The organism is Staphylococcus sp. HMSC06C11 (genome assembly GCF_001808345.1).
GTDB classification, from domain to species: domain Bacteria; phylum Bacillota; class Bacilli; order Staphylococcales; family Staphylococcaceae; genus Staphylococcus; species Staphylococcus capitis.
This window is the reverse complement of sequence record NZ_KV793047.1, coordinates 416,447-441,816: the sequence shown is the minus strand read 5'-3', so window position 1 is coordinate 441,816 and position 25,370 is coordinate 416,447. Positions and strand designations below refer to the sequence as shown.

Genomic DNA, 25,370 nt, shown 5'->3' with positions numbered 1-25,370 from the left:
AAGTAACACTAACTTTCACTTCGTGAAAGAAGTGTTACTTTACATATACATACCACCATTAACATGAATTGTTTGACCAGTAATATATTTAGCTTTATCTGAAGCTAAGAATGCAACTGTATTAGCAATATCAGTATCTTCACCAAAGCGTGCTAACGGAATTTGCTCTAACATTTGATCTTTAAGTTCATCACTTAAAGCACCAGTCATATCAGAAACAATAAAGCCTGGAGCCACTGCATTAACAGTAATACCACGTGAAGCTAACTCGCGAGCAGATGATTTAGTTAAACCAACCACTCCTGCTTTAGTTGCTACATAGTTTGCTTGGCCAGGATTACCCACTGCACCAACAACACTTGATAAATTAATAATCGCGCCTCCACGTTGACGTAACATTTGAGGCGTCACTTTTTGAATGCAATTAAATACACCTTTTAAATTTGTGTCAATCACATCGTCCCATTCTTGTTCTTTCATACGCATTAATAAATTGTCTCTAGTAATACCCGCGTTGTTTACTAATACATCAACAGAACCAAATTGACTTACAACTTCTTTAATCATAGCCTTCACTTCGTCGCCATTCGCCACATTAGCTTGAATAGCAAAGCTATCTACACCTTTAGCTTTGATTTCTTCAACAACAGCTTCTGCTTTATCTTTACTACCTGCATAATTGACAGCTACATTATAGCCCTCTTCAGCTAATTGTAATGCGATGCTACGTCCAATACCACGTGAAGCACCTGTAACTAAAGCACTTTTACTCATTTTCATTCCATCCTTTCACATCTTCAAGTGTTTGAATTGAAGTAATTTTAACGTCTCTATTAATTTTCTTAATTAATCCTGATAATACTTTACCTGGACCAATTTCAATAAAGTGATCTACACCTTGTTCAATCAACCACTCTGTTGATTTTATAAACTGTACAGGTGAATATAATTGTTTAACCATATTATGTTTAATCACTTCCGCGTCCGTTTCACCTTGTGCGTTAAAGTTTTGGACAACAGGGAATTTGGCATCATGCCATTCAAATTCATTAATGTAAGAAGCGAAATCTTCCTCAATCACGCTCATCATAGATGAATGGAATGGTCCTGAAACTGCTAGAGGAAGTACACGTTTAGCGCCTAAAGTTTTTCCTTCTTCAACCAATTTATCAATTAAAGTTTTATGACCTGAAACAACAATTTGTCCTGGTGAATTAATGTTGGCAGGTTCAATTATTTCTTCTTCATTAGATAAATCTTTACAAATTTTATCAACTTCTTCGTAGTCCAATCCAAGTACAGCAGCCATACTACCTACACCATTAGGAAATGCTTGAGCCATAAGTTGTCCACGTTTACGAACAATCTTAACCGCATCTTCAAATGAAAGTACTCCACTAGCTACTAAACTTGAATATTCACCTAAACTATGTCCCATTGTGTAATCAGCATTTAAATTTTGTAACGCCTCTAACAGTGCCACACTATGAGTTAATAAAGCTGGCTGAGTATTCTCAGTTTCACCTAGTTTACCTTCTTCATCAGTAAACATTGTTTCTAATAAATCGAAATCAAGTACTTCTTGTGCTTGATTTAAGATTTCAGTTGAACATGTTTCTTCATTATATAAGTCACTTGCCATTCCAACTTTTTGAGCACCTTGCCCTGGAAAAATAATTGCCGTTTTACTCATTTTTACCACCTACCGTTTCTCTCATTGTTTGAACTATATTTTCTTCTCCAGCGATTTTAGCTTGTCTAATGGCTGAGTAAAATGCTTTAGCATTTGAACTACCATGTGCCTTTACAACAGTTCCATCTAAACCTAAAAGTACTGAACCACCATATTCGGAGTAGTCCATTTTCTTAGAGAATGCGTCTAGGTCTTTCTTAAGAATAGCACCCGCAATTTTATTTTTAAAACTACCTAAAATAGTTTCTTTTAACATTTTACCAATTGATTTTGCTGTACCTTCTAGATTCTTTAATACCATATTTCCAGTATAACCATCGGTAACAACTACATCTGTATTACCATCCATTAACGTTTTAGCTTCAATGTTACCTTGGAAATTAAATGAATGATCCTTTTCAAATAATTCATAAGCTTTTTTAGTTAAAGAATTACCTTTAGCTGCTTCAGTGCCAATGTTTAAAAGTGACACTGAAGGATTCTTTATACCACGAATCTTTTGAGCATAGATATTACCTAATTGTGCGTATTGTAATAGATGTTCTGCCTTAGCATCCGCATTAGCTCCTACATCTAAAAAGACAAAGCCCTTTCCATCCATTGTTGGTAAAGTTACTACTAATGCAGGTCTTGAAACACCTTTTATACGACCAACAATAAATAATCCTGCTGACATTAATGCTCCAGTGTTTCCGGCTGAAACACATCCATGAGCCTCTCCAGATTTAACAGCTTCTGCCATCTTCACCATTGAGCTATCTTTCTTACGTTTAATTGCACGAACAGGTTCATCTTCCATTTCAATTTTTTCAGAACAATGTCTAAAATCAATACGATCATGATTTAAGTTGTATTGTTCTTTATCTCCAAAAAGAATTATCTCTAAATCTTTAAAATCTTCTACAGCCTTTTTAACTGCATCGAGTACGATACCTGGTGCATCATCTCCACCCATCATATCAACTGCAATTTTAACCATTGAATTCATCCTCACTTATATAAAACATTTTAAATTTCCCTTTAAAAACTAATTTATCTTTCACATATGAATTAACTTCTATAATATAGTGCTTACATGTTTTATCTATAACTTGAGCCTTTGCTCTTACCGTATCATTTAATTTCACTTTTTCGATAAATTCAACCTGACTTTCTTGTGTCAGAACTGTTGGATTATGTATTAATGCCACGCACAAAGAATTAGCCTGGGCAAAGAGAATATGTCCTCTAGCAATTTGAGTTTTAGCAAAGACAGTATCTTCAGTAATTTCTATTAAAGACTGTGCTTCAATATCAGGCTCAACTTGTATTAAATCTCCAATAATTTCATTAGCTTCAATCGATCTAATTTGGCCATAATTTTGTTCTGCCACTAACTTAATTCTTTTACGTAACTCAGGAATATTTAAATGCGTACGGTCTAAGCGAATTGTTTGAATACTCACTCCAAACTTTTCGCAAAGTTCATTATCAGTAATAAAGGGGTTAGCATCAATTGCATTTTGAATAGCTATTCTGCGTTCGTCTTTCTTTAGTTTCAAACTTTCACCCCTCATTTTAGTACCAAGTCTTAAATATTCCTAACATATCATAACACTTTCTTATTCAATTCCTCAACAAATAACTGCAACGTGGCTTTTAATTCATTAAGAATATCTATCACCGATTTCTAGAAATAAATTATTAACTAAGGTTATACAACATCAATAATCACCATAGTGCAATTTAGTTTTAATATATTTTCCTACTTTCATGGCCCGTTGCATTTCTTTACGAAATGCTCTGTGTAGGGAACACCTCAACTTGCACTGTCTGTTGACTTTCGCTCTCGAAAGTCTCTGTGCTGGGGGCCCCTAATCAAAACTGGTGTGTAGGAGGTTGTTTTGGATGAAGTTTCTGAGTTGTGTGTAGTGTTGTTGGAAGAATTGTCCTGATTGTATGAGTTCGGCTGCTTCGTCTCTTGCTACTTCTAACATGCGGTAGTCTTCTACTACGTTTGCCACGAGGAAGTCTGGTAGTCCACTTTGTTTGACTCCAAAGAAATCTCCTGGACCTCGCATTTCTAAATCTCGCTCACTTAGTTCAAATCCATCTGTAGTTTGAGTCATAATTTTCATACGCTCTATACCTGTCTCTGTTTTAGGAGAAGCAATAAGTACACAATAACTTTGATGTTCACTTCTTCCCACACGTCCACGTAATTGATGTAGCGTAGATAAACCAAAACGATCTGCATCATAAATCATCATAAATGTAGCATTAGGAACATTAACGCCGACTTCAACTACAGTAGTTGAAACAAGTATATCAATGTCTTTATCACTGAATCTTTGCATCACTTCATCTTTTTCATCAGAGGTTAGTTTACCATGTAATAATCCAACTTTTTCAGCGCCATAATATTCTTGTAACGATTCGTATAGCGCAACCACATTTTGAACATCTTCTAAGTGCTCTGAACTCTCTATCAATGGACAGATGACATATGCTTGTCTACCTTTACGTAATTCGCTCGTCATTTGTGCTAAGACTTGCTCATACTGTTCATGTTTAGCCCAACTTGTGATGATAGGCTTTCTACCTTTAGGTAATTGCTTAATAGAAGAAACATCCATTTCTCCAAACACTGAAATCGCTAACGTTCGAGGTATTGGTGTTGCTGTCATAAATAAAACATTCGTCATAGCACCCTTTTCTCTCAACATTTGACGCTGGTTAACACCAAAACGATGTTGTTCATCTGTAATCACTAAACCAACATTTTCAAAAACTACATCATCTTGAATGAGTGCATGTGTCCCTATTAAACAATCAATTGAGCCATTCTCCAACTGCTCTAACAGAATGCGTCGTTTCTTACCCTTAACCGAGCCAGTTAAAAGTGCGACATTCATCGTATCTCCAAATAATTCAATTAAACTTTCAGCATGTTGCTCAGCCAATATCTCTGTCGGTACCATTAAAGCAGATTGGAAACCTGCTGTTTTCAATGCGTACATACAAATTGCCGCGACTACTGTTTTACCAGAACCTACATCTCCTTGAAGTAAACGATGCATTCGAATAGGTGCCTTTAAATCTCTAAATATTTCATTAACACTTGTTTTTTGTGCATCTGTGAGTTCGAAAGGCAAGCGATTGATAAATTGTTTAACTTTAGATATATCATAATCGATTTCAATCGCTTCATCTGATGACTTCTCTAAACGATTCAACCACTGCATGCGTAATTCAAACATAAAAAGTTCTGTAAAGGCATATGTGCGACGTGCTTTTAAAAGACTTTGTTTATCCTTAGGGTGATGTAAAGTGCGTAGTGTATATTCTAATGTTTCTAATTTATACTTTTCTCTTAAATCGTCTGATAACCACTCATGTATCGTGACATCCTCTAATGCCTGTCTAATGTTATCTCGAATTTGTTTCTGTTTAATACCTTCTTTAATACGATACACAGGCTCTAACTGAACATCATCTTGAGTTGTTTGTTCATTAAAGAACATACGATTCCCATTAATTTCTTGCTTAGCACGATTCCACTTGCCTTTGACAGTCACGGTACCGTGTAATTCAATTTTCTTTTTCAGATAAGGCTGATTGAAGAAGACACACTTAACCGCAATGTTGTTCACCATTATATGAACGGTTAATTTAGACTTATTTCTACCAAAAAAAGCTACCGCTGGTGTCGAATATACTTCTCCTTGTACAGTAACTGTCGATTGATCTTCAGCCTGGTTTAGGTCAATCACAGTATTATCTTCATAACGTGTAGGTAAATAGAGTACAAGATCTTCTACAGTGTTTATATTTAATTCTTCTAATATAGTTAATCGTTTCGGACCAATTCCTTTAATTTTGTCTAAAGTGTAAGGACTTTCGATTAAATGTACTTTTGTCATGATCCATCACCTAAAACTTTATAATGTTTTTCTCCAATAGTCATTGTATATTCTATCATGTTCATCCTAATTATTTGATTCACACGCGTTATTTATTTTGAAAATGAATCCTAAATATTATTCTTAGTCAGCATACAAAAAGCTACTAACATTTTTGAAAATGTTAATAGCTTTCAAAGAATTGTCTTTTACATTTATCTAACTTCGCAAGCATAGTTATCTTTATCTCGATCAAGTTTAGCTCGATAAGCAGGATGTCCTTTTTTTACACCGTGTGGATATTTCTTTCTTAAAGCAGTACAATTTTTAAAATATTCTTTCTTAGTGGTACTCTTAGCTTTGGATGGTGTCTTAGATTTTTTTGAATAATGATGTAAACTTGTTGTTTTAGCTGATGTCGGTTTTACTACTTTATGAGTTTTTTTAGTTGAAGTTAGAGAAGTTTTTACACTGTTGGACTCACTCCAAATATTAAGTTTTTCAGCTTTAGCTCGAGCTTCACTTGCTCTGATTAATTGTTCATACGTATTGTTTGGCGGATAAACATATTTTACTCTTGCAAGACCTTGTCTTACAACCGCATTGTTAACCATTTTCCCATCAGCATACACGTAAGCTAATAATCTTCCGTATTTGTCAGTTCTTTGTCCTTTATCAAACGCTACTTCAATTTTTTTAGCTTTAGTCATCATGTTTGTAGTAAATGCACTTGCTTCTGGACCATATTTTTGAACTGGTTTTCTAGGATCTTTCGTTTCTGGTGTATCAATAAGTAATAGTCTAAACGTTGAAACTTTACCTTTATAATTTAATTTCACTGTGTCGCCATCAATCACTTTAACTAAAGTTGCTTTCTCTTTATGTAATCCATTAGCTGCATGTGCCTGTTGTGCATTAAGCGTTTGCCCTAATGTTGAAAATACAATAGCCAATATAGCTATTAGTGAGAAGACACGTTTGAATTTTAAACTAGATGTTTGTGACATATATTTTCGAACAAATATAAAACTTGAACAAAAAATAACTAGAATCGATAAGAGAATCATTGATTCCATTTCACACCTCTTTTATTTGTAATATACATTTATTCTATAACATTTTTATTTAGAGTAGTGTATATTTTTTGTAAATAGTGTTTATATTATTAATTTTTGTCATAACTTTTTAAGTTAAATAGAACACTTAAAATAAAATAATATTGTATATCGTTGCGCTTCATTATATTAAATTCTGTAAAACTCTCTTATCCATACCTATAATATTTAATTATATATTTATAAAAAATACGACAATGATTGTTTCACATTCAATCATTGTCGTGCTAAAAATTATTTAAAGTTTATTCTCTTATTTTCTAATATCTTTAATATGAGAAATTTGCTTCATTCTAGTTTCAGCAAAATGTTGAGAGGCTTCAAGTGGTGTTTCATTGTGTTCACTTGAAATGTCGAAGATATGTTTTAAAATTTGATCTATATTTTCAATACTTTCTTTAGCTCTCTCTTCATTGTAGCCATTCAATTCATCTGCAGTATTAATAACTCCACCACTATTAACAATATAATCTGGTGCATAGAGAATACCTTTTTCTTCTAACATTTTACTGTGTTTATCTTCATCTTTTAATTGATTGTTAGCAGAACCACACACAGCTTTTACTTTTAATTGTGGAATTGTATCATCATTTAAGACACCACCTAATGCGCAAGGTGCAAAGATATCAGCATCTACTGAGAATATATCATCAGGTTCTACAAATTCCGCACCGAAATCATCAACAGCTCGTTGTGCATTGTCTTTATTAATATCAGTGACAATTAATTTCACACCATCTTCATTTAATAAGCGACATAACTCATATGATACATGGCCCACACCTTGAACAGCCACTGTCTTACCTTCAAGTTTATCTCCATCAAATTTTTCTGCTACAGTGCGTTTCAATGCAATATAAATACCATAGGCAGTCATAGGACTTGGATTACCTGCTGAACCAAATGACTTACTAGTTCCACATACATATGGTGTTTCTTTATATATTAAATTCATTTCATGTTCAGAAGTACCAACATCTTCTGCAGTATAATAACGTCCATTTAATGTATTAACATAGCGACCTAATGCTCTGTAGAACGCCTCTTCATTCTGTTTGTCAGGTGCGCCCATAACTACAGTCTTTCCACCACCAAGATTTAATCCAGCAGCTGCATTTTTATATGTCATACCGCGTGCTAAGTTCATAGCATCTTCAATGGCCTCTTCTTCGGATTCATAATCATTTCTAACACGACATCCACCTAAAGCTGGTCCCAATGTAGTATCATGGATACAAATGATAGCCTTTAATCCTGTTACTTCATCTTGACAGAAGACAAGTTGTTCATAGTCTTTTTGCTCCATAGTTTCAAAAATCATTAAGAATACCCCTTTACTTAAATTTTTATCCACTATTCGCATACCCTGACTTATAGCTATTAATCTCAATATTAAACACGCACAATATTAGCTAAATTGGGAATTATATGAAAATTCTTATTATACTTTTTTAACTTAGTTTTCCAAAACAAAATTTAACATAAAAAACAGTAATTCCTATCTCTTTAAAATAGAAATTACTGTTATATAAAAAGTATGAAATTGCTATTCAACTGCAAAGAAATACTGATAAATTGGTTGACCGCCTTCATGTTGTTCAACTTCTACATCTGGATAAGTTTCTTCAATCCATTCACTTAATTGTTCTGTGACTTCTTGATCAGATTCTTCCCCACTTATCATAGTTAAAATTTCACTATCGTCCGTAAGTAATTTGTCTAATAGACCTTTTACTGCTGTTAATTGATCAGCATCGCTTGTTACAATTTTGTCTTCTGCTAGACCCATAAATTCATCTTTTTTAATTTCAATACCATCGATTTTAGTATCACGTACTGCATAAGTCACTGAACCTGATTGAACTGCCTCAAGTGCTGTTTCCATATGATTCTTATTATCTTCAAGAGATGATTCTTCGTCATATTGGAATAAAGCAGTAATACCTTGAGGTATCGATTTAGTTGGAATCACTACAGTATCAACATCAACGATATTTGCTGCTTGTTCACTTGCCATTAAAATATTTTTGTTATTAGGTAAGATAATTGCACGATTACATTGTGATTGCTCAATAACTTTGACAATGTCCTCTGTTGAAGGATTCATTGTCTGTCCGCCACTAATAATGTGTGTAGCACCCATAGATTTAAACAATTCAGAAATACCTTCACCCATAGAAATTGTAATCACAGCTGTTTCTACTGTATTAGGTTCATCTGCATTATCCTTTTGTTCTTGTCCGCTTTGTTCTTTGCGGATAACCTCTCTGTGTTGCTCTCTCATATTTTCAACTTTGAGTTTAATTAATTCGCCATACTGTTGACCATAATTAAATACATCGCCAGGATGTTCAGTGTGAACATGAACTTTTACAATTTCATCATCATTGATTACAAGTAATGAATCACCAAATTCACTCATATCATTTCTAAATTCTTGTTCTTCAAACGGTTTTTTATTTTTACCAAAACGAACCATCATTTCAGTACAATAACCATAGACAATATCTTCTGTATTGATAACACCGTGGAAATCATGATCATCATTGACAAGTGATTCGGTATCTAATTTAGGAGCTTGCGCTTCTACTTTTTCTCCTTTTAGACCTTTAAGAAATCCTTCATAAACGCATAATAATCCCTTACCACCACTGTCAACGACTCCTACTTCTTTAAGCACTGGCAATAAATTAGGTGTATTGTCTAATGATTCCTTGGCAGCTTGTATAGTATGTTCCATAAGTTCAATACAATCTTCTGTATCTTGAGCTTTATCAACTGATGCAGCTGCTGCATCTTTAGCTACAGTTAAAATTGTTCCTTCAACTGGTTTCATTACAGCTCTATATGCAGTTTCTACTCCTGCTTGAAAACTCTCAGCTAATTGCTGTGCGTTGATTTCATCATTATTTTCAATGTTTTTACAAAAACCTCTAAATAATTGAGAAAGAATTACGCCCGAATTACCACGTGCCCCCATAAGTAATCCTTTAGAGAACGTCTTTCCTAATTCACCAATATTTTGAGATAAATTATTTTCTACTTCCTCACGACCAGAAGTAATTGTTAGATTCATGTTCGTCCCAGTATCTCCATCTGGTACAGGATATACATTTAATGAATCTACTAAATCTGCATTATTTGATAAATTTTGAGCCCCTTGTATAATCATATCGGCAAATAATTTACCATTTATTTTGCTAATCATTTCACGATGTCCTCCTAAACCTTTTTGCCTGTATCGTTTACACGTACACCTTGTACGAAAATATTAATAGAATTGACTTTTACATTAAGTGTTTTTTCAAGTGTATATTTAACTGTTGATTGAAGATTACTTGCTACTTCAGAAATTTTCACTCCGTAACTCACAATAATATACATATCTACATCTATCGTGCCATTTTCTTCTCTTACTTTAATGCCTTTAGCATAGTTATCATGTCCTAGAATTTCAGCAATACCGTCCCTTACTTGTTGTCTAGATGCCATACCAACTATGCCATAACTTTCAACGGCTTTACCACCTACTACAGATGCAATCACTTCATTTGAAATATCAATTTTGCCATAATCATTTGAAATTTCTAATGTCATTTTTGTTTCCTCCTGGAATTCTCATGGTTTATGTTAAAGGTGTTTAAGCTTTATCTTAATATTTTAAATTCATTAATTCAAAATTTCTAAAAAATAGAGCAATTGTAAAAAATTAACAATTACTAAACGTTTCAATTTCGTTATCATTCTACCTAAATTATAATTTAATTGTATAATTTCAACTATTGCTTTACAGTATCATACTATATAACTCCACAGCTTACAATTATACCATAATAATGACAGATATAGCGTATTAGATTTTAATTAGCTTAAATATTTATTGCTCAATTACCCTTTATGTGTTATCTTAATAAAGTATGTAAGTAGTAATGTGTATTTATATTTATTAAAGGAGGTACTTTCATGGGTAAACAATGTTACGTAACAGGTCGTAAAGCTTCGACTGGTAATAATCGTTCACACGCTTTAAATGCGAACAAACGCAGATGGAACGCTAACCTTCAAAAAGTTAGAATTCTTGTAGACGGAAAACCAAAAAAAGTTTGGGTTTCTGCACGTGCTTTAAAATCTGGTAAAGTTACTAGAGTTTAATAAATATAATGCACAAAAAATGTCCTTATGTGGAGGAGCACATTTTTAGACCTTAAAGGCAATTTGCCTCTAAGGTCTTTTTTATTATTATAAAAATTTTAATCAGTACTTCTCATTTGTAAGACAGTGCCCTTTTCCACATTGACTTTTGCAACCTTTGTTGTAATTTCATTAGAAATAGTTAATGTTGACCCCAATTCTAAATGTTCATTGCTCAAATTATATTTAAACCCTTCTAAAGACAAACTTACTTCATCATTTAATGGAATAAATGAAATGTATGGATAGGTGCTATCTTGTTTAACTTGATGTTCACCTTCGTTAAGTAATGTAATTTCATTTTGAACATCTATAACTCGAAGATGAATATGACGCTCTAAATATTCAGGCTTTTGTAAAATTTGAAGTACACCCATAAAATGGTCTAATCTCCCGCCAGTTGCTCCGTAAATAGTTATTGTAGAATATCCTTGTTGAACGGCTTTTTGCACGCCTAGTGCGAGATCAGTATCATCTTTTTCAGCTTTTACTGGATGAATATTTAATTGATCTTTTAATATATGACGTTCCTCTTCATTAACCGAGTCGAAATCTCCTACTGAAAATACAGGCTCTATACCATTTTCAACTAGTATCAATGCACCTCTATCAATACCGGCCCATTGTGATTGTTGTTCTAACTTAAATAATTGAGTGGGCAATAATCGATCCGAACATAACAAATTAATTTTCATAATAAATTAGCCTTTCAATGCATTAGTGACCTTTGCATAATCATTTTGTTTAAAAAAGTATGAACCTGTAACAAGCATTGTTGCTCCCTGCTCTACACAATATTTACTTGTTGAATCATTAATGCCTCCATCAACTTCAATATCAAATGTAAGATTATTCTCATGTTTTATTTGGTTAAGTTGTTCGATTTTATTAATACATTGTTCAATAAATGATTGCCCACCAAATCCAGGATTAACTGTCATAACCAAAACATAATCTACAATACTTAACACAGGTAAAATGGACTCTACAGGTGTGCCTGGATTGATTACAACTCCAGCTTTCTTGTTAAGTAATTTAATTTCTTCAATTGCACGATGTATGTGAGGTGTAGCTTCAACATGCACTGAAATCATATCTGCGCCATGATCTGCAAATAATTGAATATAGTTTTCAGGCTGTTCGATCATCAAATGTACGTCAATTGGTAGGTTAGAATAACTGCGTACTGCATCTAAAAGTGGTATACCTATCGAAATATTAGGTACAAATTTCCCATCCATCACATCGAAATGTAAGCCATCAACATTCGCTTTTTCTAAACGATCTAATTCCTCTTTTAAATTTAAAAAATCAACGGATAAAAGTGAAGGTAAAACCTTAACCATTAATATCGTACCTTTCTATTAGAGATTTCATTAAATAACTGTAAATAATGCTCATATCTAAATTGAGCAATTTTCCCCTCATCAACTAAATGTTTAACATTACATTTAGGTTCTTTGATATGATTACAATTTCTAAATTTACAATTTTGTCCCGCGTCTTTAATATCAACGAAGTAATTTTTAAGTTCATCCTTTTCAATATGATCAAAATCAAGCGCACTAAATCCTGGCGTATCAGCAATAAATCCATGATTTCTCTCATATAATTCAACATGTCTCGTCGTATGCTTACCTCTATTCAATGATTTAGAGATATCATTTGTTTCAAGGTTTAACTCTGGGCGATAATGGTTAAGAAAAGTAGTTTTACCTACACCTGATTGTCCACTTAAAACAATTAAACCATGATTCCACTCATCTACAATAGAGACCCTATCATCATTTTTACTAATAAACTGTGTAGGATATCCTATATCTTGATATAGGTCTAGCATAGCTTGAATATATTCTTGATTATCCTGTGTCGTTAAATCTTTCTTAGTAATTAATATACGAGGTTCTAAATCATAAGAATGTGCTACGACTAAGAAACGATCAAGTAATTGAGTTGAAAATTGAGGCTCAACAGCACTCATTACAATAACAAGCTCATCAATGTTACTGACAGGTGGTCGTTTGAGTTCATTGTCTCTGTCATGAACATGATGAATATAGCCTTCTTGTTCATTTTGAACTTCAAAATCGACGATATCTCCTACTACTGGAGAAAATTTTTTCTTTCTAAACAATCCTCGTGGCTTAGTGTCAAATCGAACACCATCAACATCTACTTGGTAGACACCACTAATTAATTTGACGATACGTCCAGTCTTCAAATCGACACCTCTCTAGATTTTTTTCTATTCATAGTATATCAAAATCGTTATAAATATAATACGTATAACTTCGTTTCTCAATAGTATATACTTTGATTAAAAATCGATAAAACTATCTTGTCACTTTTCTAAGCAAGTGATACGATTTTTACATCTGTGAAAAAGGAGGGATAGTCATGCCTAAGCAAAATTTAGACAGGCACATTAATTTTTTATTATTAATTGGTATCATGTTGGTAGCAGCAAACTTACGAGCACCCATTACCTCTGTTGGCGTGGCGTTACCTTCAATTAAAGATACATTACATACAACTAATAGTGCGCTTAGTTTAATGACTGTAGTACCTTTAATAGCATTTGGAGTTGTATCATTTTTTGCTTCAAAAATAGGCAATACATTTGGATTAGAACGAACAATATTTGGAGCTTTAATCTTTATATTTATAGGTATTTTATTACGGTCAATAATTGGATTGAGTTGGCTTTATATTGGCACAACACTCATTGGCATAGGTATTGCCTTTGGCAATGTATTAGCACCAGCCATAGTCAAAACACGATTTCCCTTTCATATTGGTATCATGACAGGGCTATATACCGTAGTAATGAATGTAGTTGGAAGTTTAAGTTCTTCAGCCATAAGTCCGTTAACCTCACGTTATAACTATGCAATTGCATTAGGACTAATGTCTATTATTACATTATTCACAATTATAATTTGGACTTTTCAACTGAAGCAACAACCGCCTAAAGCTACCAACTCTGTTCATAGTCAAATCAACATTTGGAAGTCTTTATTGGCTTGGAGGGTAACCATTTTTATGGGAGCACAATCTCTGATCTTTTATACAATTATTAATTGGTTACCAGAATTACTCACGGATCATGGCATATCTATACAAACTTCAGGTATTTACGTATCAATATTACAAATCGCTATTATACCTTTAACTTTCATCACACCTATTGTTGCTACAAAAATGAAATCACAAGTACCCTTAACATTATTAACGAGCGTTCTATTCATGATAGGTGTACTTTGTTTAATATTCGTTGATTACAAATATGTATGGTTAGGCATCATACTCATAGGTGTAGCAAGTGGTCTAGCATTTGGATTAGCTAACACATTATTTGTTGTACGTACCGAAAGTGGACAAACAGCAGCGAAATTGTCTGGGATGGCACAGTCTATTGGTTACTTATTAGCTGCTATTGGCCCATTCTTATTTGGAATTTTCCACGATATCACGCATAACTGGACACTTTCACTAAGTGTGTTATTAGTTACTTCACTACTCATTCTTCTATTCGGAACGAAAGCAGGTAGTCAAACAACTATTGAACAAACGAAAGCGAAATAAATACAGAATAATACAAATGAGCCCCTTTCAAAAGTTGAAAGGGGCTCATTTCATATTTTATTATTAGTCATCGTAGCCAACATCTTTATCGGCAACAATTTTATTATCAACACGTACAGTGTATCCCGCAGTTTTACCTTTTTCTATTTTTAAAGGTATGCTTATTGTTTTATCCTTAGTAATTTTAAAAGTTTGAGATGCGGAATTTCCAGAGTTATCTTTGTCTCTTATAAAGACTTCTACTGTTTGGCTTTTACCTTTACTACCTGAGTAGGGCACTTTAACTGTTTCAGACGTTGATTTCACATCGCTATCATCACTGTCATCATCGTCCTCATTTGACTTGCCTTTTGAAACTGTTAAATTAATTATAGAACCTTCATCTACAGATTTATTTTTAGGTGATTGAGATATAATATTTCCTTTTTTAACTTTATCATCATTTTCTTGAGTAGCTTGTACTTTAAATCCTTTAGATTCCAACTCTTTTTTGGCTGATGAATAAGATTTATTTTCAAAATCACTCACATAAACTTGACGCACACCTAGTGACTCATAGATTTTAATATGATGATCATTTAGAGCAACTTCACTATTTGCTTCAACACTTTGTTCTGAAATTAAACCTTTGTCTACTGAGTGACTATAAGCTTGTTCAACATCAATATCTTTTAAACCTAAATTTTTCAGCTTTTTAACTGCTTCATCTTTAGGCAGTCCTACAAGATTTGGCATTTTTACTTTTTGAGGACCTTTAGAAAGAATAATATCAATCGCTTCTCCTTCTTCTACCCGTTCACCGCTATTGGGTTCAGATTTGATGATTTGGTTTTCAGGATATTTATCACTATATTTCCTAGATATGTCACCCATGGTCAAATGATGATCCTTTAATATTTGCTCTGCTTCTTTTTCAGTTTTTCCTGATAAATCTGGCATTTCCTCATACTTACTACCAAAAACACCCATACCTATAAAACCAACTAATCCCGCTAACAATAACGCAAATATTAAAGATAGGACAGTGATTTTCATCTTAGAGTGTTTCTTCTTAGGTGGTGGTGAATAGCGACCTTCTAACGATTGAAATTCTTGCTGACGTACAGGTTCGTTAACAATAGGGATTTGCATTGTTTTATTTAAATCATCATCGTTATGAGTATCATTTATCTTTTTATTGAGTTCATCTTTAGTGAGCGGAACTGTTTTAGTTTTATCTAGTTCATATTTTTCCTCGTTCGCACGGTTCTCATGTAAAGCACTCGTTAAGTCATCACACATTTCTTGAACGGTATGATAACGATTATGTTTATCTTTTTCAGTAGCGCGTAGCACAACATTACTTAACGCTTGTGGTACTTCTTCGCGTTTATCAGTAGTAATATTTGGTATTGAATCTTGAATATGCTTAATGGCAATACTAACAGCAGTTTCTCCATTAAACGGAGGTTCACCTACTAACATTTCATATAGCACTATACCAATAGAGTAAATATCTGTACCTTCATCAGTTGATTCACCTTTTGCCTGTTCTGGTGAAAGATATTGTACTGTTCCGAGCACGTGATTCGTCTGTGTTAAGGATGTTTCACTTAGCGCTTTAGCTATACCAAAATCAAAGATTTTCAATGTTTTGTTTTTATCTATTAATACATTTTGTGGTTTAATGTCACGATGCACAATTCTCATATCATGTGCGTGTTTGATACCACTTAAAATTTGCTCGGTAAATTTTATTGCTGTTTCTACACTTAGAGGACCATGACTATGTATATATTCAGCTAATGTAGGGCCTTCAATATATTCCATTACTAGGTAGAAACATTCGTCTTCTTCATCTACATCAATCATACTCACTATATTTTCATGTGATAGCTGAGAAGAATTATGTACCTCTCGTTCAAAGCGTTTTAAGGTTTCTTCCTTTTCACGAGGTGGAATAGAAATAGCTTTTATTGCGACTTTACGATTAAGTATTGTATCTTCTGCTAAATATACAATACTCATTCCTCCGCCACCAAGTTTATCAATTACTTTGTAGCGTTCATTAACCATCTTTCCTATCATACTTTGTCACCTTCTATCGATGACAGTATGAAACTTACATTATCTTTGGAGTCATGGGACATCGCTAAACGCATTAGACGTTCACAATGTGATTCAATTGTGTCATCTTGATTAAGCTCCTCCTGGATTTCGTAATCTCTAACATAATCTGTTAATCCATCTGTATTTAATAACAAGAAGTCATAAAAGTTAGTTCTTTTAACAAATAAATCAGGTGACACGCGTTTGTCAGTCCCCATAACTTTAGTGATGATATTTCTTTGTGGATGATTAAAAGCTTCTTCTTTAGAAATTTGACCAGTGACAACGAGATGATTAACAAAGGAATGATCACTTGTAATTTGCTCTATTTGTCTTTGATTAATAACATAAGCGCGAGAATCTCCAACATTTGCTACCACAACTTGCTTGTCATAAACAATAGCGCACACGAGTGTTGTACCCATACCATGATAATCTGGATTTTCTTGAGCATAGTTATACAAATGAAAGTTGATATCTTTAATGTTTGAACGCAACCATGATTCAGCCTGATGGATTTCAATGAGGTTTTCATCTTCAAAACGTTTTTGAAGTTCATACGTAACGAATTGACTCGCTACTTCACCGGCTTTATGACCACCCATGCCATCGCATAAAACTAACAATTGTTGCTGAGTTTGGTTATAAAAAATACCGCCAGCGTCTTCATTCTTTTCTCTGTGTTGACCAGTATCCGTGAAAAATTGTGCGTTTAACATATGTCTTTACCTCGTTTCTACTTGTCGTTCCTTTGCTCTTAATTGACCACACGCTGCATCAATGTCTGATCCTTGTTCACGTCTTATTGTAGCATTGATTCCTAATCTCTTTAATTCTTTTTCAAATTTAAAAATATCATCCTTTGGAGTTTTCACATAATTACGTTCAGGTACATGGTTGACTGGAATTAGATTAACATGACAATTTAAATTTTTAATTAGATGTGCTAAATCTCTTGCATGTTCTAGTTGGTCATTAACTCCACCGAATAAACCATATTCAAATGTAACACGTCGCTTAGTTTGTTCCTGATAATATTTAATTGCTTCCATTAATTTCTCAACATTATAAGCTCGGTTAATCGGCATTAAACGAGAACGAATTTCGTCTTTAGCACCATGTAGACTAACTGCAAAATTGATTTGGATGTCTTCTTCAGCGAAATCATAAATTCTAGGAATAATACCAGAAGTGGACACTGTAATATGACGTGCCCCAATATTTAAGCTGTTATCATCGTTAACGATTCTTAAGAAATCCATCATCTCATCATAATTTTCAAAAGGTTCACCAATACCCATGATTACGATTTGAGAGACGCGTTCATCTGTTTCATCTAAAGCTTTTTGAACTGTCAGTACTTGAGATACTATTTCGCCCGCTTCTAAGTTTCGCTTTAAGCCACCTAAAGTTGAAGCGCAGAATGTACAACCGATACGACAACCCACTTGTGTTGTGACACAAACTGAATTACCGTATTCATGTCTCATCAATACAGTTTCAATTGTATAACCATCTTGTAATTCAAATAAAAATTTAATCGTTCCGTCTTTACTTTCTTGTTTAACTACTGTTGTCAACGTAGTCATCGCAAAATTATCTTTTAAAACTTGACGTAAATCTTTAGAGAGATTCGTCATTTCATCAATACTATCCACTCTTTTTTGATATAACCATTCAAAAATTTGTTTAGCTCTAAATTTTTGTTGCCCATGATCAATCAACCACTGCTGCATTTCATCGTAACGCAAAGAATAAATCGATTGTTTATCAAAATTAGGTAAGAACTTATTCTTTTTCTTTTTTTCTGCAGTAATCATTCTTAACTTTCCTTTCTTTTAATTTGAGTTATAAAGAATCCATCAGAGTCAAAATCTTGTGGTAATATCTGTAATGTCTTAACTTGCTTTCCAGTAACAGGGTGTTGGAAAGGCTCAAATTCAAACTCTTCGTTTTGTTTTAAAAATGTATAAATTACATTCTCATTTTCCATCTGTTCTATTGTACATGTTGAATACGTAATTGTACCACCAGGTTTAATATTATGTTTAATATTCTCTAATATTTGTAGTTGTAAATCAACAAGTGATTGAATACTATCTTGAGACTGAGTATATTTTATTTCAGGCTTATGTCTTAACACACCTAAACCACTACAAGGTGCATCGACTAAAATTTTATCGTACAGCCCATCATAAGGTGCAGTTGCATCATGTTGGAACGCATGAATATTATCTAGCTTTAATTTTTTAATATTATGCTTAATAAGATCAATTTTATGGGAATGTATATCTGTAGCATCAATTTGCCCTTCTGGAGATAATATTTCCGCCATATGACAAGCCTTTCCTCCAGGAGCACTACAAACATCTAATACTTTATCATCTCTACCTAACTTCATGATATGAGCTACCATCATCGAACTCTTATCTTGAATGGAGACATAACCATCTTTAAACGCTCTTGAATTTACAATAGTTTGCCCGCTTACATGCAAACAAAAAGGTAAAATACCATCTTTTTCAACATTGAATCCTTCATTTTCCAATTTATTAATGATGTCATCTACAGAACCACGTGAAATATTCGCTCTAACTGTTGTCTTGACAGGAGCTAATAATGACTGAGCAATTTCTTCCGTCGTCACAAGACCATAATGCGTTACCCAGTGATTAACTAACCATTTAGGTAAACTATACTCTAAAGCAATTCGTTTCTTATCATCTTTTATTTCTTGAAAATGAGGCAATTCACTTCTCATCATTGAACGTAAAATACCGTTGACGATATTACCATTATGATGGCCACCTCTTTGCTTAGCAATATCAACTGCTTCATTAATAATCGCATGATCGGGAACTTTGTCGAGATAAACATATTGATAAATACTCATCCATAAAAGCTGGCGTACCCACCCTTTTATTTTAGTTTTAACAAAAGGTTTTAGAATATAATCCAATGTATATTTTCGTTTAATTGTTCCGTAAACAAGCTCAGTAAATAAATTCCGATCAACATCAGCGATGATATTGGAAGATAAAACTTCATTAATTTTTAAATTACTATATGCGCCTTCATTTAATATATGTTGGATAGTTTCGAATGCATGGGCTCTTACAGAATTCATCATATCAATTGCTTCCCTACTAGTGACTCTTGAACGCCACTAAGATAATTAGCTACTAACATACGTTTTTTTCCAGCGAGTTGCATATCCGTTAATGCAATAGCATCATTAGAACCTGTTCCAATAATGATAGCTTTTTTAGTCGTTTCAATGATTTTACCAGGATTACCATTCTTACCTGAGATAATGTGAGATGAATATAATTTAAGATTTTTGTCATCCATAGTGGTATATGCTACTGGCCATGGAGATAAGCCACGTATGTGATTATGAATATCTTGAGCGCTTTGATTCCAATTAATTCGTTCATCTTCTCTACTAATGTTAGAAGCAAATGTCGCTTCTGAGTCATCTTGAGGGATGCTGTCATTCGTTTCATTAACAATAGAAGGAAGTGTATCTTTGAGTAAATCCGCACCAAGGAAACTTAATTTATCATGCATTGTACCTACATTATCATCTTCCTCAATATTAATTGCTTTCTGAGAAATGATATTACCAGCGTCTAATTTTTTCACCATATACATTATCGTTATACCTGTCTTTTCTTCACCATCTATAATTGCTTGGTGAATGGGTGCTCCACCACGATATTTAGGTAGTAATGAAGCATGTACATTAATCGCTCCTAAACGTGGTGCGTTAAGTAGAGACTCAGGTAGTAACTGGCCAAATGCAGCGGTAACAATTAAATCAGCATCTAACGTTAATAATTCTTCAAGTTCTTCTGAACCTTTAAGTTTTTCAGGCTGATAAACATCAATGTTATGTTCAAGCGCTACTTTTTTAACTGGTGGTGGTGTCATGACTTTTTTACGACCAACTGGACGATCGGGTTGTGTCACTACTGCAATCACGTCATGTTCTGCAATTAACATTTCTAGTACTTTAGTTGAAAAGTCAGGTGTTCCCATAAATATAATTTTACTCATTTTCAAAATATGCCTCCACTTCATCTTCATTTAAAATACGATTCGCTTTATCTGTAAAAAGGATACCATTTAAATGATCTACCATATGTAATATCATTCGAGCTACATCATCATAAGCAGTCAATTCAACTTGATTTCCATTTACATCATTGCATTGTAAAACAATCATTTTACTTCTAGTTACTTCACCAAAAACATTAGGTAAAGAAACTGAACCTTCAAGGTCTGTAATTTCCTCATCAGAATAACTTTTGATGACTGGGTTGATTAATTGAAGAAGCCCTTCAAGTTCCATATCGATTAATGCAACACGTTGATTCACACCAATTTGTGGTGCACTAATTGCAGCAGCCTCTTCTTCATATAGAGTATCTTCCAAATCCTTTAACAATGATTTTAACTGGTCATCATATTGATTCACGGTCTTGCTTTCTTTTTTTAGTAACGGATGTGTAGACTTAACCAATTTCTTTACTGTCATGCTAACGGCTCCTCATTAAAATTCATCATATCATTATAACTTACTTAAATTGAAATTGCGACCTTTCTTGAAAGTGTGATTAATTATTTAAATTTCTTGCAACTTTAGTCTGAATTTGATTAAAGAGAAAGTAAAATAATTGATTTTATATTGTGACCTAATAAAATACTAAGTAAGGTAAGTTTAATAATAACTTAAATTTCTGACCGGAGGTGACCATCATGGAAGTAAATAAAGTGATATATATTTTATTAGCTGTTTTTCTAGGGAGCTTCGGCATCCACAAATTTTACGCTGGTAAGTCGTTCCAGGGTATTATGCATCTTTTATTCTGTTGGACAGCCATTCCTCATATTTTAGCTATTATCAGTGCCATTTTAACTCTATTCAGACCAGCTGATGAAAATGGTAATGTTACAATGTAAATTTAGAAGTTTATAGCTGTTTCTAATATATATTTTAAAAAGGCAATTTCTGTAAAGTTAATACAGAAATTGCCTTTTTATATTTATCATGTTAATACACTTTTTTAATATCACATCATCATTTGTGGGTTAATATCAATTTTAAGTGCTAATTTTTCTTTTACATACTGGTCATGATAGTAATCGTCTAAATATTGAAGTGCCTGATGTAATTGTGGTTCACTTTTATACTTTACTAATATTTGAAAACGGTATTCATTATTTATTCTAGATAATGCTGCAGGAGATGGCCCTAATACTAAAGCTTTCTCACTTAAATGTTGCAATAATATTTGGTGAATGTGTTTTGACGCTTCCATCACTTTTTTCATATCTCTATGAGAAATTGTAAAATTGATCAAGAAATAATAAGGTGGGTATTTCCCTAGTTTACGAAAGTTCATTTCTTTTTGATAAAACGTGAGGTAATCGTTAAGTTTCACATCTTCAATAGCATAATGTTCCGGATTATATGTTTGTATGATGACCTGACCCTCTTTTTCATGGCGCCCAGCACGACCGGAAACTTGAGTCAATAATTGATACGTTCGTTCACTTGCCCGGAAATCAGGCAAATTAAGCATGGTGTCTGCATTCAACACTCCGACTAATGTGATATTAGGGTAATCTAAACCTTTTGCAATCATTTGTGTACCTAAGAGGATATCCCCTTTACCCGCTTCAAAGTCATTTAATAATCTTTCATGTGCACCTTTCTTAGAAGTGGTATCTACATCCATTCGTATAATTCTTGATTCTGGAAATTCTTGATATAATAATTCCTCTACACGTTGTGTTCCTGTACCTACTTGTCTAATATGATCACTTTCACAATTTGGGCATAAATTAGGTGGTGTTTCTTGATAACCACAATAATGACATTTTAGTTGATCACTCGTTTTGTGATATGTCAATGAAATATCACAGTTAGGGCATTGCGGAACGTACCCACAATCTCTACATAACATAAATGAAGCATATCCTCTTCTATTTAAGAAAAGTACGATTTGTTCTTTTTTATTTAAGCGTTGTTGTATAGCTTCTTTAAGCGCATTGGAGAACATAGAACGATTCCCTTCGCTTAATTCTTCACGCATGTCTACAATATCAATATGAGGTAGTGCTTGTTGATTCACTCTATTTGGTAATGATAATAATTCGTAAACATCTTTCTCCGCTCTTGCATATGTTTCTAAACTTGGTGTCGCACTTCCGAGTATGACAGGGCAATGATGATATTGACTACGCCACTGTGCAATATCTCTCGCATGATATCTTGGATAATCTTCTTGTTTATATGTAGATTCATGTTCTTCATCAATAATAATAATTCCTAAATTTTTAAAAGGTGCAAACACACTCGAACGTGCACCAACACTTACACGTGCACGCCCGTCACGGATTTTTTGCCATTCATCATAACGTTCACCATTAGATAATCCTGAGTGAAGTACAGCAACATCATCTCCAAAACGACGTTTAAATCGTAAAACCATTTGAGGCGTAAGTGCAATTTCTGGTACAAGCATCATCGCCTCTTTACCTTTGTTTAAAACTGCTTCTATGGTTTGTAGGTAAACTTCAGTTTTACCTGAACCTGTTACACCATGTAGTAAAAATGTTCTAGATTCATCATGATCAATTTTATTTTTAACAGCTTCATAAGCTAGTTGTTGATCAGTGGTAAGTTGACGTTTATCTTCTTGTTCAAATATACGATTCGCAAATGGATCACGGTTAACCTCAGCATCATATTTTTCAACGTAGCCCTTTTTAATTAGAGAATCTAAGCTAGACTTAGAGAACCCAATATCTTCTATCTCTTTTAAAAATATGGTACGATGCGATTCTTCTAATAAGAAAGCGTATAAATCATATTGTTTCGCATACTTTTCAAGTCGAGCTAGAACATCGTCCCCATTGAATTCTTCTTTTATAGCAATTGCTCTTTGTGTTTTCTTCTTAATATTTTGAGACAATAAAGTGACTTCTTGTACCAATCCCTCTTTCATTAGAGAAAGCATGTCGTCTAAATCATTATTATGTTGCGCGTCTTTGTATAAATAATGACCATCTTTATTAAATTTCTTCAAAATTGTTTTAGATAAATCATTTCCCTTAATTATTTCAAAAGCTTTATTGTATTTCGCTTTTATTGCACTTGGCAACATTGCTTCAAGTACAGATATACGTTTGGTGACATGATAATGACTCATCCATTCGCTTAATTGAACAAGCTCTGGAGTTAGCTCTGGTTGAATATCTTGAACTTCTTTAATAGCTTTAAGCTTGGAGATGTTAACATCTTCATCTGGCTTATCTTGAATATCCATCACGTAACCTTGAATAGTACGAGGCCCAAATGGAACAATTACACGCACACCAACCTGAACTACACTTTCTAAATGAGTTGGCACAATATAATCAAATTTAAAATCAACACTCTTGGATGGTATATCAACAATTACTTTTGCAATCATCATTGCCACCTAGTTTCTAATTCATCTAAAATTTGTTTAGCTAATTCTACTTTTTTACCCTTCTTTATACTAACCACATCTTTATTCTTAAAATGCATCATCAATTCATTATCATCAGAACTAAATCCTATAGATTGGTCACCTACATTATTCGAGATAATGACATCAGCATTCTTACGCGCTAATTTATCTTGCGCATATGCTTCAATATTTTGAGTTTCTGCAGCGAAGCCTACTAAGTATTGATGTTTTTTGTTATCACCTAAATACTTTAAGATATCAGTAGTACGCTTGAAGGTAACAGATAAATCCCCTTCACGTTTCTTCATCTTATGTTCAAGCACTTCTGAGGGTGTATAGTCTGAAACAGCCGCCGCTTTAAAAACAATATCTTGTGCATCATATCTTTCTTTTACGGCATTAAACATATCCTCTGCACTTTGAACATGTATCACGTTTATACCCGTAGGATCAGTTAACTGCGTTGGACCAGTTATGAGTGTTACTTCAGCTCCTCTATCTCTAAGAGCCTCAGCTATTGCAAAACCCATTTTACCTGAAGAACGATTTGTGACATATCTCACCGGATCAATCACTTCAACCGTAGGGCCTGCAGTTACTAAAGCTCTCTTTCCTGAAAATGAACTATCAGACGAAACTTTATCATTGTTGAAAAGTTGGTTAACCACGGACACAATTTGCAATGGTTCTTCCATTCGGCCTTTTGCTACATAACCACAAGCTAAATAGCCATCTCCTGGTTCAATGAATTGATAGCCATCTCCTCTGAGAACTTCAATATTATGTTGAGTACGAGGATTCTCATACATATGCACATTCATTGCTGGTGCAACAAACTTTGGTGTTTCAGTAGCAAGTAATGTTGATGTAATGATGTCGTCAGCGATGCCAACACTTAACTTCGCAATTGTATTAGCTGTAGCTGGCGCTATAATAATTGCATCTGCCCAGTCACCTAATGACACGTGTTGAATTTCTTCTGGTGTTTCTTCTTTAAAAGTATTGGTATAAACTGGATTTCTGCTAATTGCTTGAAATGAAAGTGGTGTGACAAACTCTTGTGCATGGTTAGAAAGCATTACTCTCACTTCATAACCCGCTTGTGTTAGCTTACTCGTTAAATCTATCGCTTTATATGCTGCAATGCCACCAGTTACAGCTAATAAAATGTGTTTCATTATATAATCTCCTTGATACTTTACTTAAAATATTCATTTAAAAGGTTAAAATGTTTAAGTTCTATGCTTAATTAGAGCATGATACCTGTTCTTCAAATTTAATTTTATTATACACAAATAAGTTTAATAATTAA

General features: G+C 33.6%; 23 protein-coding genes and 1 pseudogene. 3 read left to right on the top strand and 21 right to left on the bottom strand.

Annotated features, from left to right (window positions below; all coding sequences use genetic code 11):
- Positions 1-39: 39 nt before the first annotated feature.
- The 10 genes and pseudogenes from fabG to HMPREF3154_RS10475 all read right to left on the bottom strand — a co-directional run bounded on the left by fabG (position 40) and on the right by HMPREF3154_RS10475 (position 10,286).
- Entirely contained in the window at positions 40-774 is a 735-nt protein-coding gene (fabG, locus tag HMPREF3154_RS10515) for a 3-oxoacyl-[acyl-carrier-protein] reductase (protein WP_070474713.1), read from the bottom strand.
- Positions 767-1,693: an ACP S-malonyltransferase gene (gene fabD, locus HMPREF3154_RS10510; protein WP_023350410.1), complete on the bottom strand. Its 927-nt coding sequence runs from the start codon at positions 1,691-1,693 to the stop codon at positions 767-769. The genes fabG and fabD overlap by 8 nt, the downstream gene beginning before the upstream one ends.
- A complete protein-coding gene (gene plsX / locus HMPREF3154_RS10505) occupies positions 1,686-2,672 on the bottom strand; it encodes a phosphate acyltransferase PlsX (protein ID WP_002435190.1) in 987 nt (328 codons plus the stop codon). Before plsX ends, fabD begins: the two co-directional genes overlap by 8 nt.
- Positions 2,665-3,234 carry a transcription factor FapR gene (fapR, locus tag HMPREF3154_RS10500; RefSeq protein WP_002435186.1) on the bottom strand — a complete coding sequence of 190 codons (570 nt, stop codon included), beginning with the start codon at positions 3,232-3,234 and terminating at the stop codon, positions 2,665-2,667. The genes plsX and fapR overlap by 8 nt, the downstream gene beginning before the upstream one ends.
- 312 nt (positions 3,235-3,546) lie before the next feature.
- Positions 3,547-5,595, bottom strand: a complete 2,049-nt coding sequence (gene recG / locus HMPREF3154_RS10495; RefSeq protein WP_023350411.1) for an ATP-dependent DNA helicase RecG — start codon at positions 5,593-5,595, stop codon at positions 3,547-3,549.
- A 194-nt stretch (positions 5,596-5,789) separates the two neighbouring features.
- A complete protein-coding gene (locus HMPREF3154_RS11730) occupies positions 5,790-6,065 on the bottom strand; it encodes an excalibur calcium-binding domain-containing protein (RefSeq protein WP_226859644.1) in 276 nt (91 codons plus the stop codon).
- A pseudogene (locus HMPREF3154_RS11725) lies at positions 6,045-6,650 on the bottom strand (thermonuclease family protein); the annotation flags it as partial. The pseudogene HMPREF3154_RS11725 and the gene HMPREF3154_RS11730, both read right to left, overlap by 21 nt.
- Before the next feature lie 292 nt (positions 6,651-6,942).
- Positions 6,943-8,010 (bottom strand): Leu/Phe/Val dehydrogenase, encoded by a 1,068-nt coding sequence (locus HMPREF3154_RS10485; protein WP_030065336.1) that lies wholly within the window; start codon positions 8,008-8,010, stop codon positions 6,943-6,945.
- 225 nt (positions 8,011-8,235) lie between these two features.
- Positions 8,236-9,897 (bottom strand): fatty acid kinase catalytic subunit FakA, encoded by a 1,662-nt coding sequence (fakA, locus tag HMPREF3154_RS10480; RefSeq protein WP_023350414.1) that lies wholly within the window; start codon positions 9,895-9,897, stop codon positions 8,236-8,238.
- 14 nt (positions 9,898-9,911) lie between these two features.
- A complete protein-coding gene (locus HMPREF3154_RS10475; protein WP_002435187.1) occupies positions 9,912-10,286 on the bottom strand; it encodes an Asp23/Gls24 family envelope stress response protein in 375 nt (124 codons plus the stop codon).
- 366 nt (positions 10,287-10,652) lie between these two features.
- Between HMPREF3154_RS10475 and rpmB the strand changes: the two genes are divergently transcribed.
- On the top strand, positions 10,653-10,841 hold the full coding sequence (rpmB, locus tag HMPREF3154_RS10470; protein ID WP_002435210.1) for a 50S ribosomal protein L28: 189 nt from the start codon (positions 10,653-10,655) through the stop codon (positions 10,839-10,841).
- Between the two features lie 98 nt (positions 10,842-10,939).
- Here the strand turns inward: rpmB and HMPREF3154_RS10465 are convergent, their stop codons facing one another.
- Genes HMPREF3154_RS10465 through rsgA form a run of 3 tightly spaced genes read right to left on the bottom strand, consistent with a single transcriptional unit; the run spans position 10,940 to position 13,101 of the window.
- Complete coding sequence (locus HMPREF3154_RS10465) at positions 10,940-11,575, bottom strand: thiamine diphosphokinase (protein WP_023350415.1); 636 nt, start codon at positions 11,573-11,575, stop codon at positions 10,940-10,942.
- Between the two features lie 6 nt (positions 11,576-11,581).
- Positions 11,582-12,226 (bottom strand): ribulose-phosphate 3-epimerase, encoded by a 645-nt coding sequence (rpe, locus tag HMPREF3154_RS10460; RefSeq protein ID WP_023350416.1) that lies wholly within the window; start codon positions 12,224-12,226, stop codon positions 11,582-11,584.
- Positions 12,226-13,101, bottom strand: coding sequence for a ribosome small subunit-dependent GTPase A (gene rsgA, locus HMPREF3154_RS10455; protein WP_002435131.1), 876 nt, complete (start codon positions 13,099-13,101; stop codon positions 12,226-12,228). The genes rpe and rsgA overlap by 1 nt, the downstream gene beginning before the upstream one ends.
- Before the next feature lie 176 nt (positions 13,102-13,277).
- Here rsgA and HMPREF3154_RS10450 point away from each other — a divergent pair, with 176 nt between their 5' ends.
- Positions 13,278-14,465, top strand: a complete 1,188-nt coding sequence (locus HMPREF3154_RS10450; RefSeq protein WP_023350417.1) for a CynX/NimT family MFS transporter — start codon at positions 13,278-13,280, stop codon at positions 14,463-14,465.
- Positions 14,466-14,528: 63 nt separating this feature from the next.
- Here the strand turns inward: HMPREF3154_RS10450 and pknB are convergent, their stop codons facing one another.
- From pknB to HMPREF3154_RS10420, 6 genes are read right to left on the bottom strand one after another with little or no spacing between them, the layout of a single operon-like run.
- Positions 14,529-16,532, bottom strand: a complete 2,004-nt coding sequence (gene pknB, locus HMPREF3154_RS10445; protein WP_023350418.1) for a Stk1 family PASTA domain-containing Ser/Thr kinase — start codon at positions 16,530-16,532, stop codon at positions 14,529-14,531.
- The gene (locus HMPREF3154_RS10440) at positions 16,529-17,272 is read right to left on the bottom strand and encodes a Stp1/IreP family PP2C-type Ser/Thr phosphatase (RefSeq protein WP_002435155.1); all 744 of its coding nucleotides are present in this window, start codon (positions 17,270-17,272) and stop codon (positions 16,529-16,531) included. The genes pknB and HMPREF3154_RS10440 overlap by 4 nt, the downstream gene beginning before the upstream one ends.
- Positions 17,273-17,278: 6 nt before the next feature.
- Positions 17,279-18,373, bottom strand: coding sequence for a dual-specificity RNA methyltransferase RlmN (gene rlmN / locus HMPREF3154_RS10435; protein ID WP_023350419.1), 1,095 nt, complete (start codon positions 18,371-18,373; stop codon positions 17,279-17,281).
- 2 nt (positions 18,374-18,375) lie between these two features.
- The gene (rsmB, locus tag HMPREF3154_RS10430) at positions 18,376-19,683 is read right to left on the bottom strand and encodes a 16S rRNA (cytosine(967)-C(5))-methyltransferase RsmB (RefSeq protein ID WP_023350420.1); all 1,308 of its coding nucleotides are present in this window, start codon (positions 19,681-19,683) and stop codon (positions 18,376-18,378) included.
- Positions 19,680-20,612: a methionyl-tRNA formyltransferase gene (gene fmt / locus HMPREF3154_RS10425; protein ID WP_023350421.1), complete on the bottom strand. Its 933-nt coding sequence runs from the start codon at positions 20,610-20,612 to the stop codon at positions 19,680-19,682. Before fmt ends, rsmB begins: the two co-directional genes overlap by 4 nt.
- The gene (locus tag HMPREF3154_RS10420) at positions 20,605-21,093 is read right to left on the bottom strand and encodes a peptide deformylase (RefSeq protein WP_002435193.1); all 489 of its coding nucleotides are present in this window, start codon (positions 21,091-21,093) and stop codon (positions 20,605-20,607) included. The genes fmt and HMPREF3154_RS10420 overlap by 8 nt, the downstream gene beginning before the upstream one ends.
- Positions 21,094-21,314: 221 nt before the next feature.
- Here HMPREF3154_RS10420 and HMPREF3154_RS10415 point away from each other — a divergent pair, with 221 nt between their 5' ends.
- Positions 21,315-21,518 carry a TM2 domain-containing protein gene (locus HMPREF3154_RS10415; protein WP_002435184.1) on the top strand — a complete coding sequence of 68 codons (204 nt, stop codon included), beginning with the start codon at positions 21,315-21,317 and terminating at the stop codon, positions 21,516-21,518.
- Positions 21,519-21,628: 110 nt separating this feature from the next.
- Here HMPREF3154_RS10415 and priA read toward each other — a convergent pair whose 3' ends face one another.
- Together priA and coaBC are read right to left on the bottom strand one after the other, a co-directional pair.
- On the bottom strand, positions 21,629-24,037 hold the full coding sequence (priA, locus tag HMPREF3154_RS10410) for a primosomal protein N' (protein ID WP_002435235.1): 2,409 nt from the start codon (positions 24,035-24,037) through the stop codon (positions 21,629-21,631).
- The gene (gene coaBC, locus HMPREF3154_RS10405; RefSeq protein WP_002435223.1) at positions 24,037-25,236 is read right to left on the bottom strand and encodes a bifunctional phosphopantothenoylcysteine decarboxylase/phosphopantothenate--cysteine ligase CoaBC; all 1,200 of its coding nucleotides are present in this window, start codon (positions 25,234-25,236) and stop codon (positions 24,037-24,039) included. Before coaBC ends, priA begins: the two co-directional genes overlap by 1 nt.
- Between the last annotated feature and the right edge of the window lie 134 nt (positions 25,237-25,370).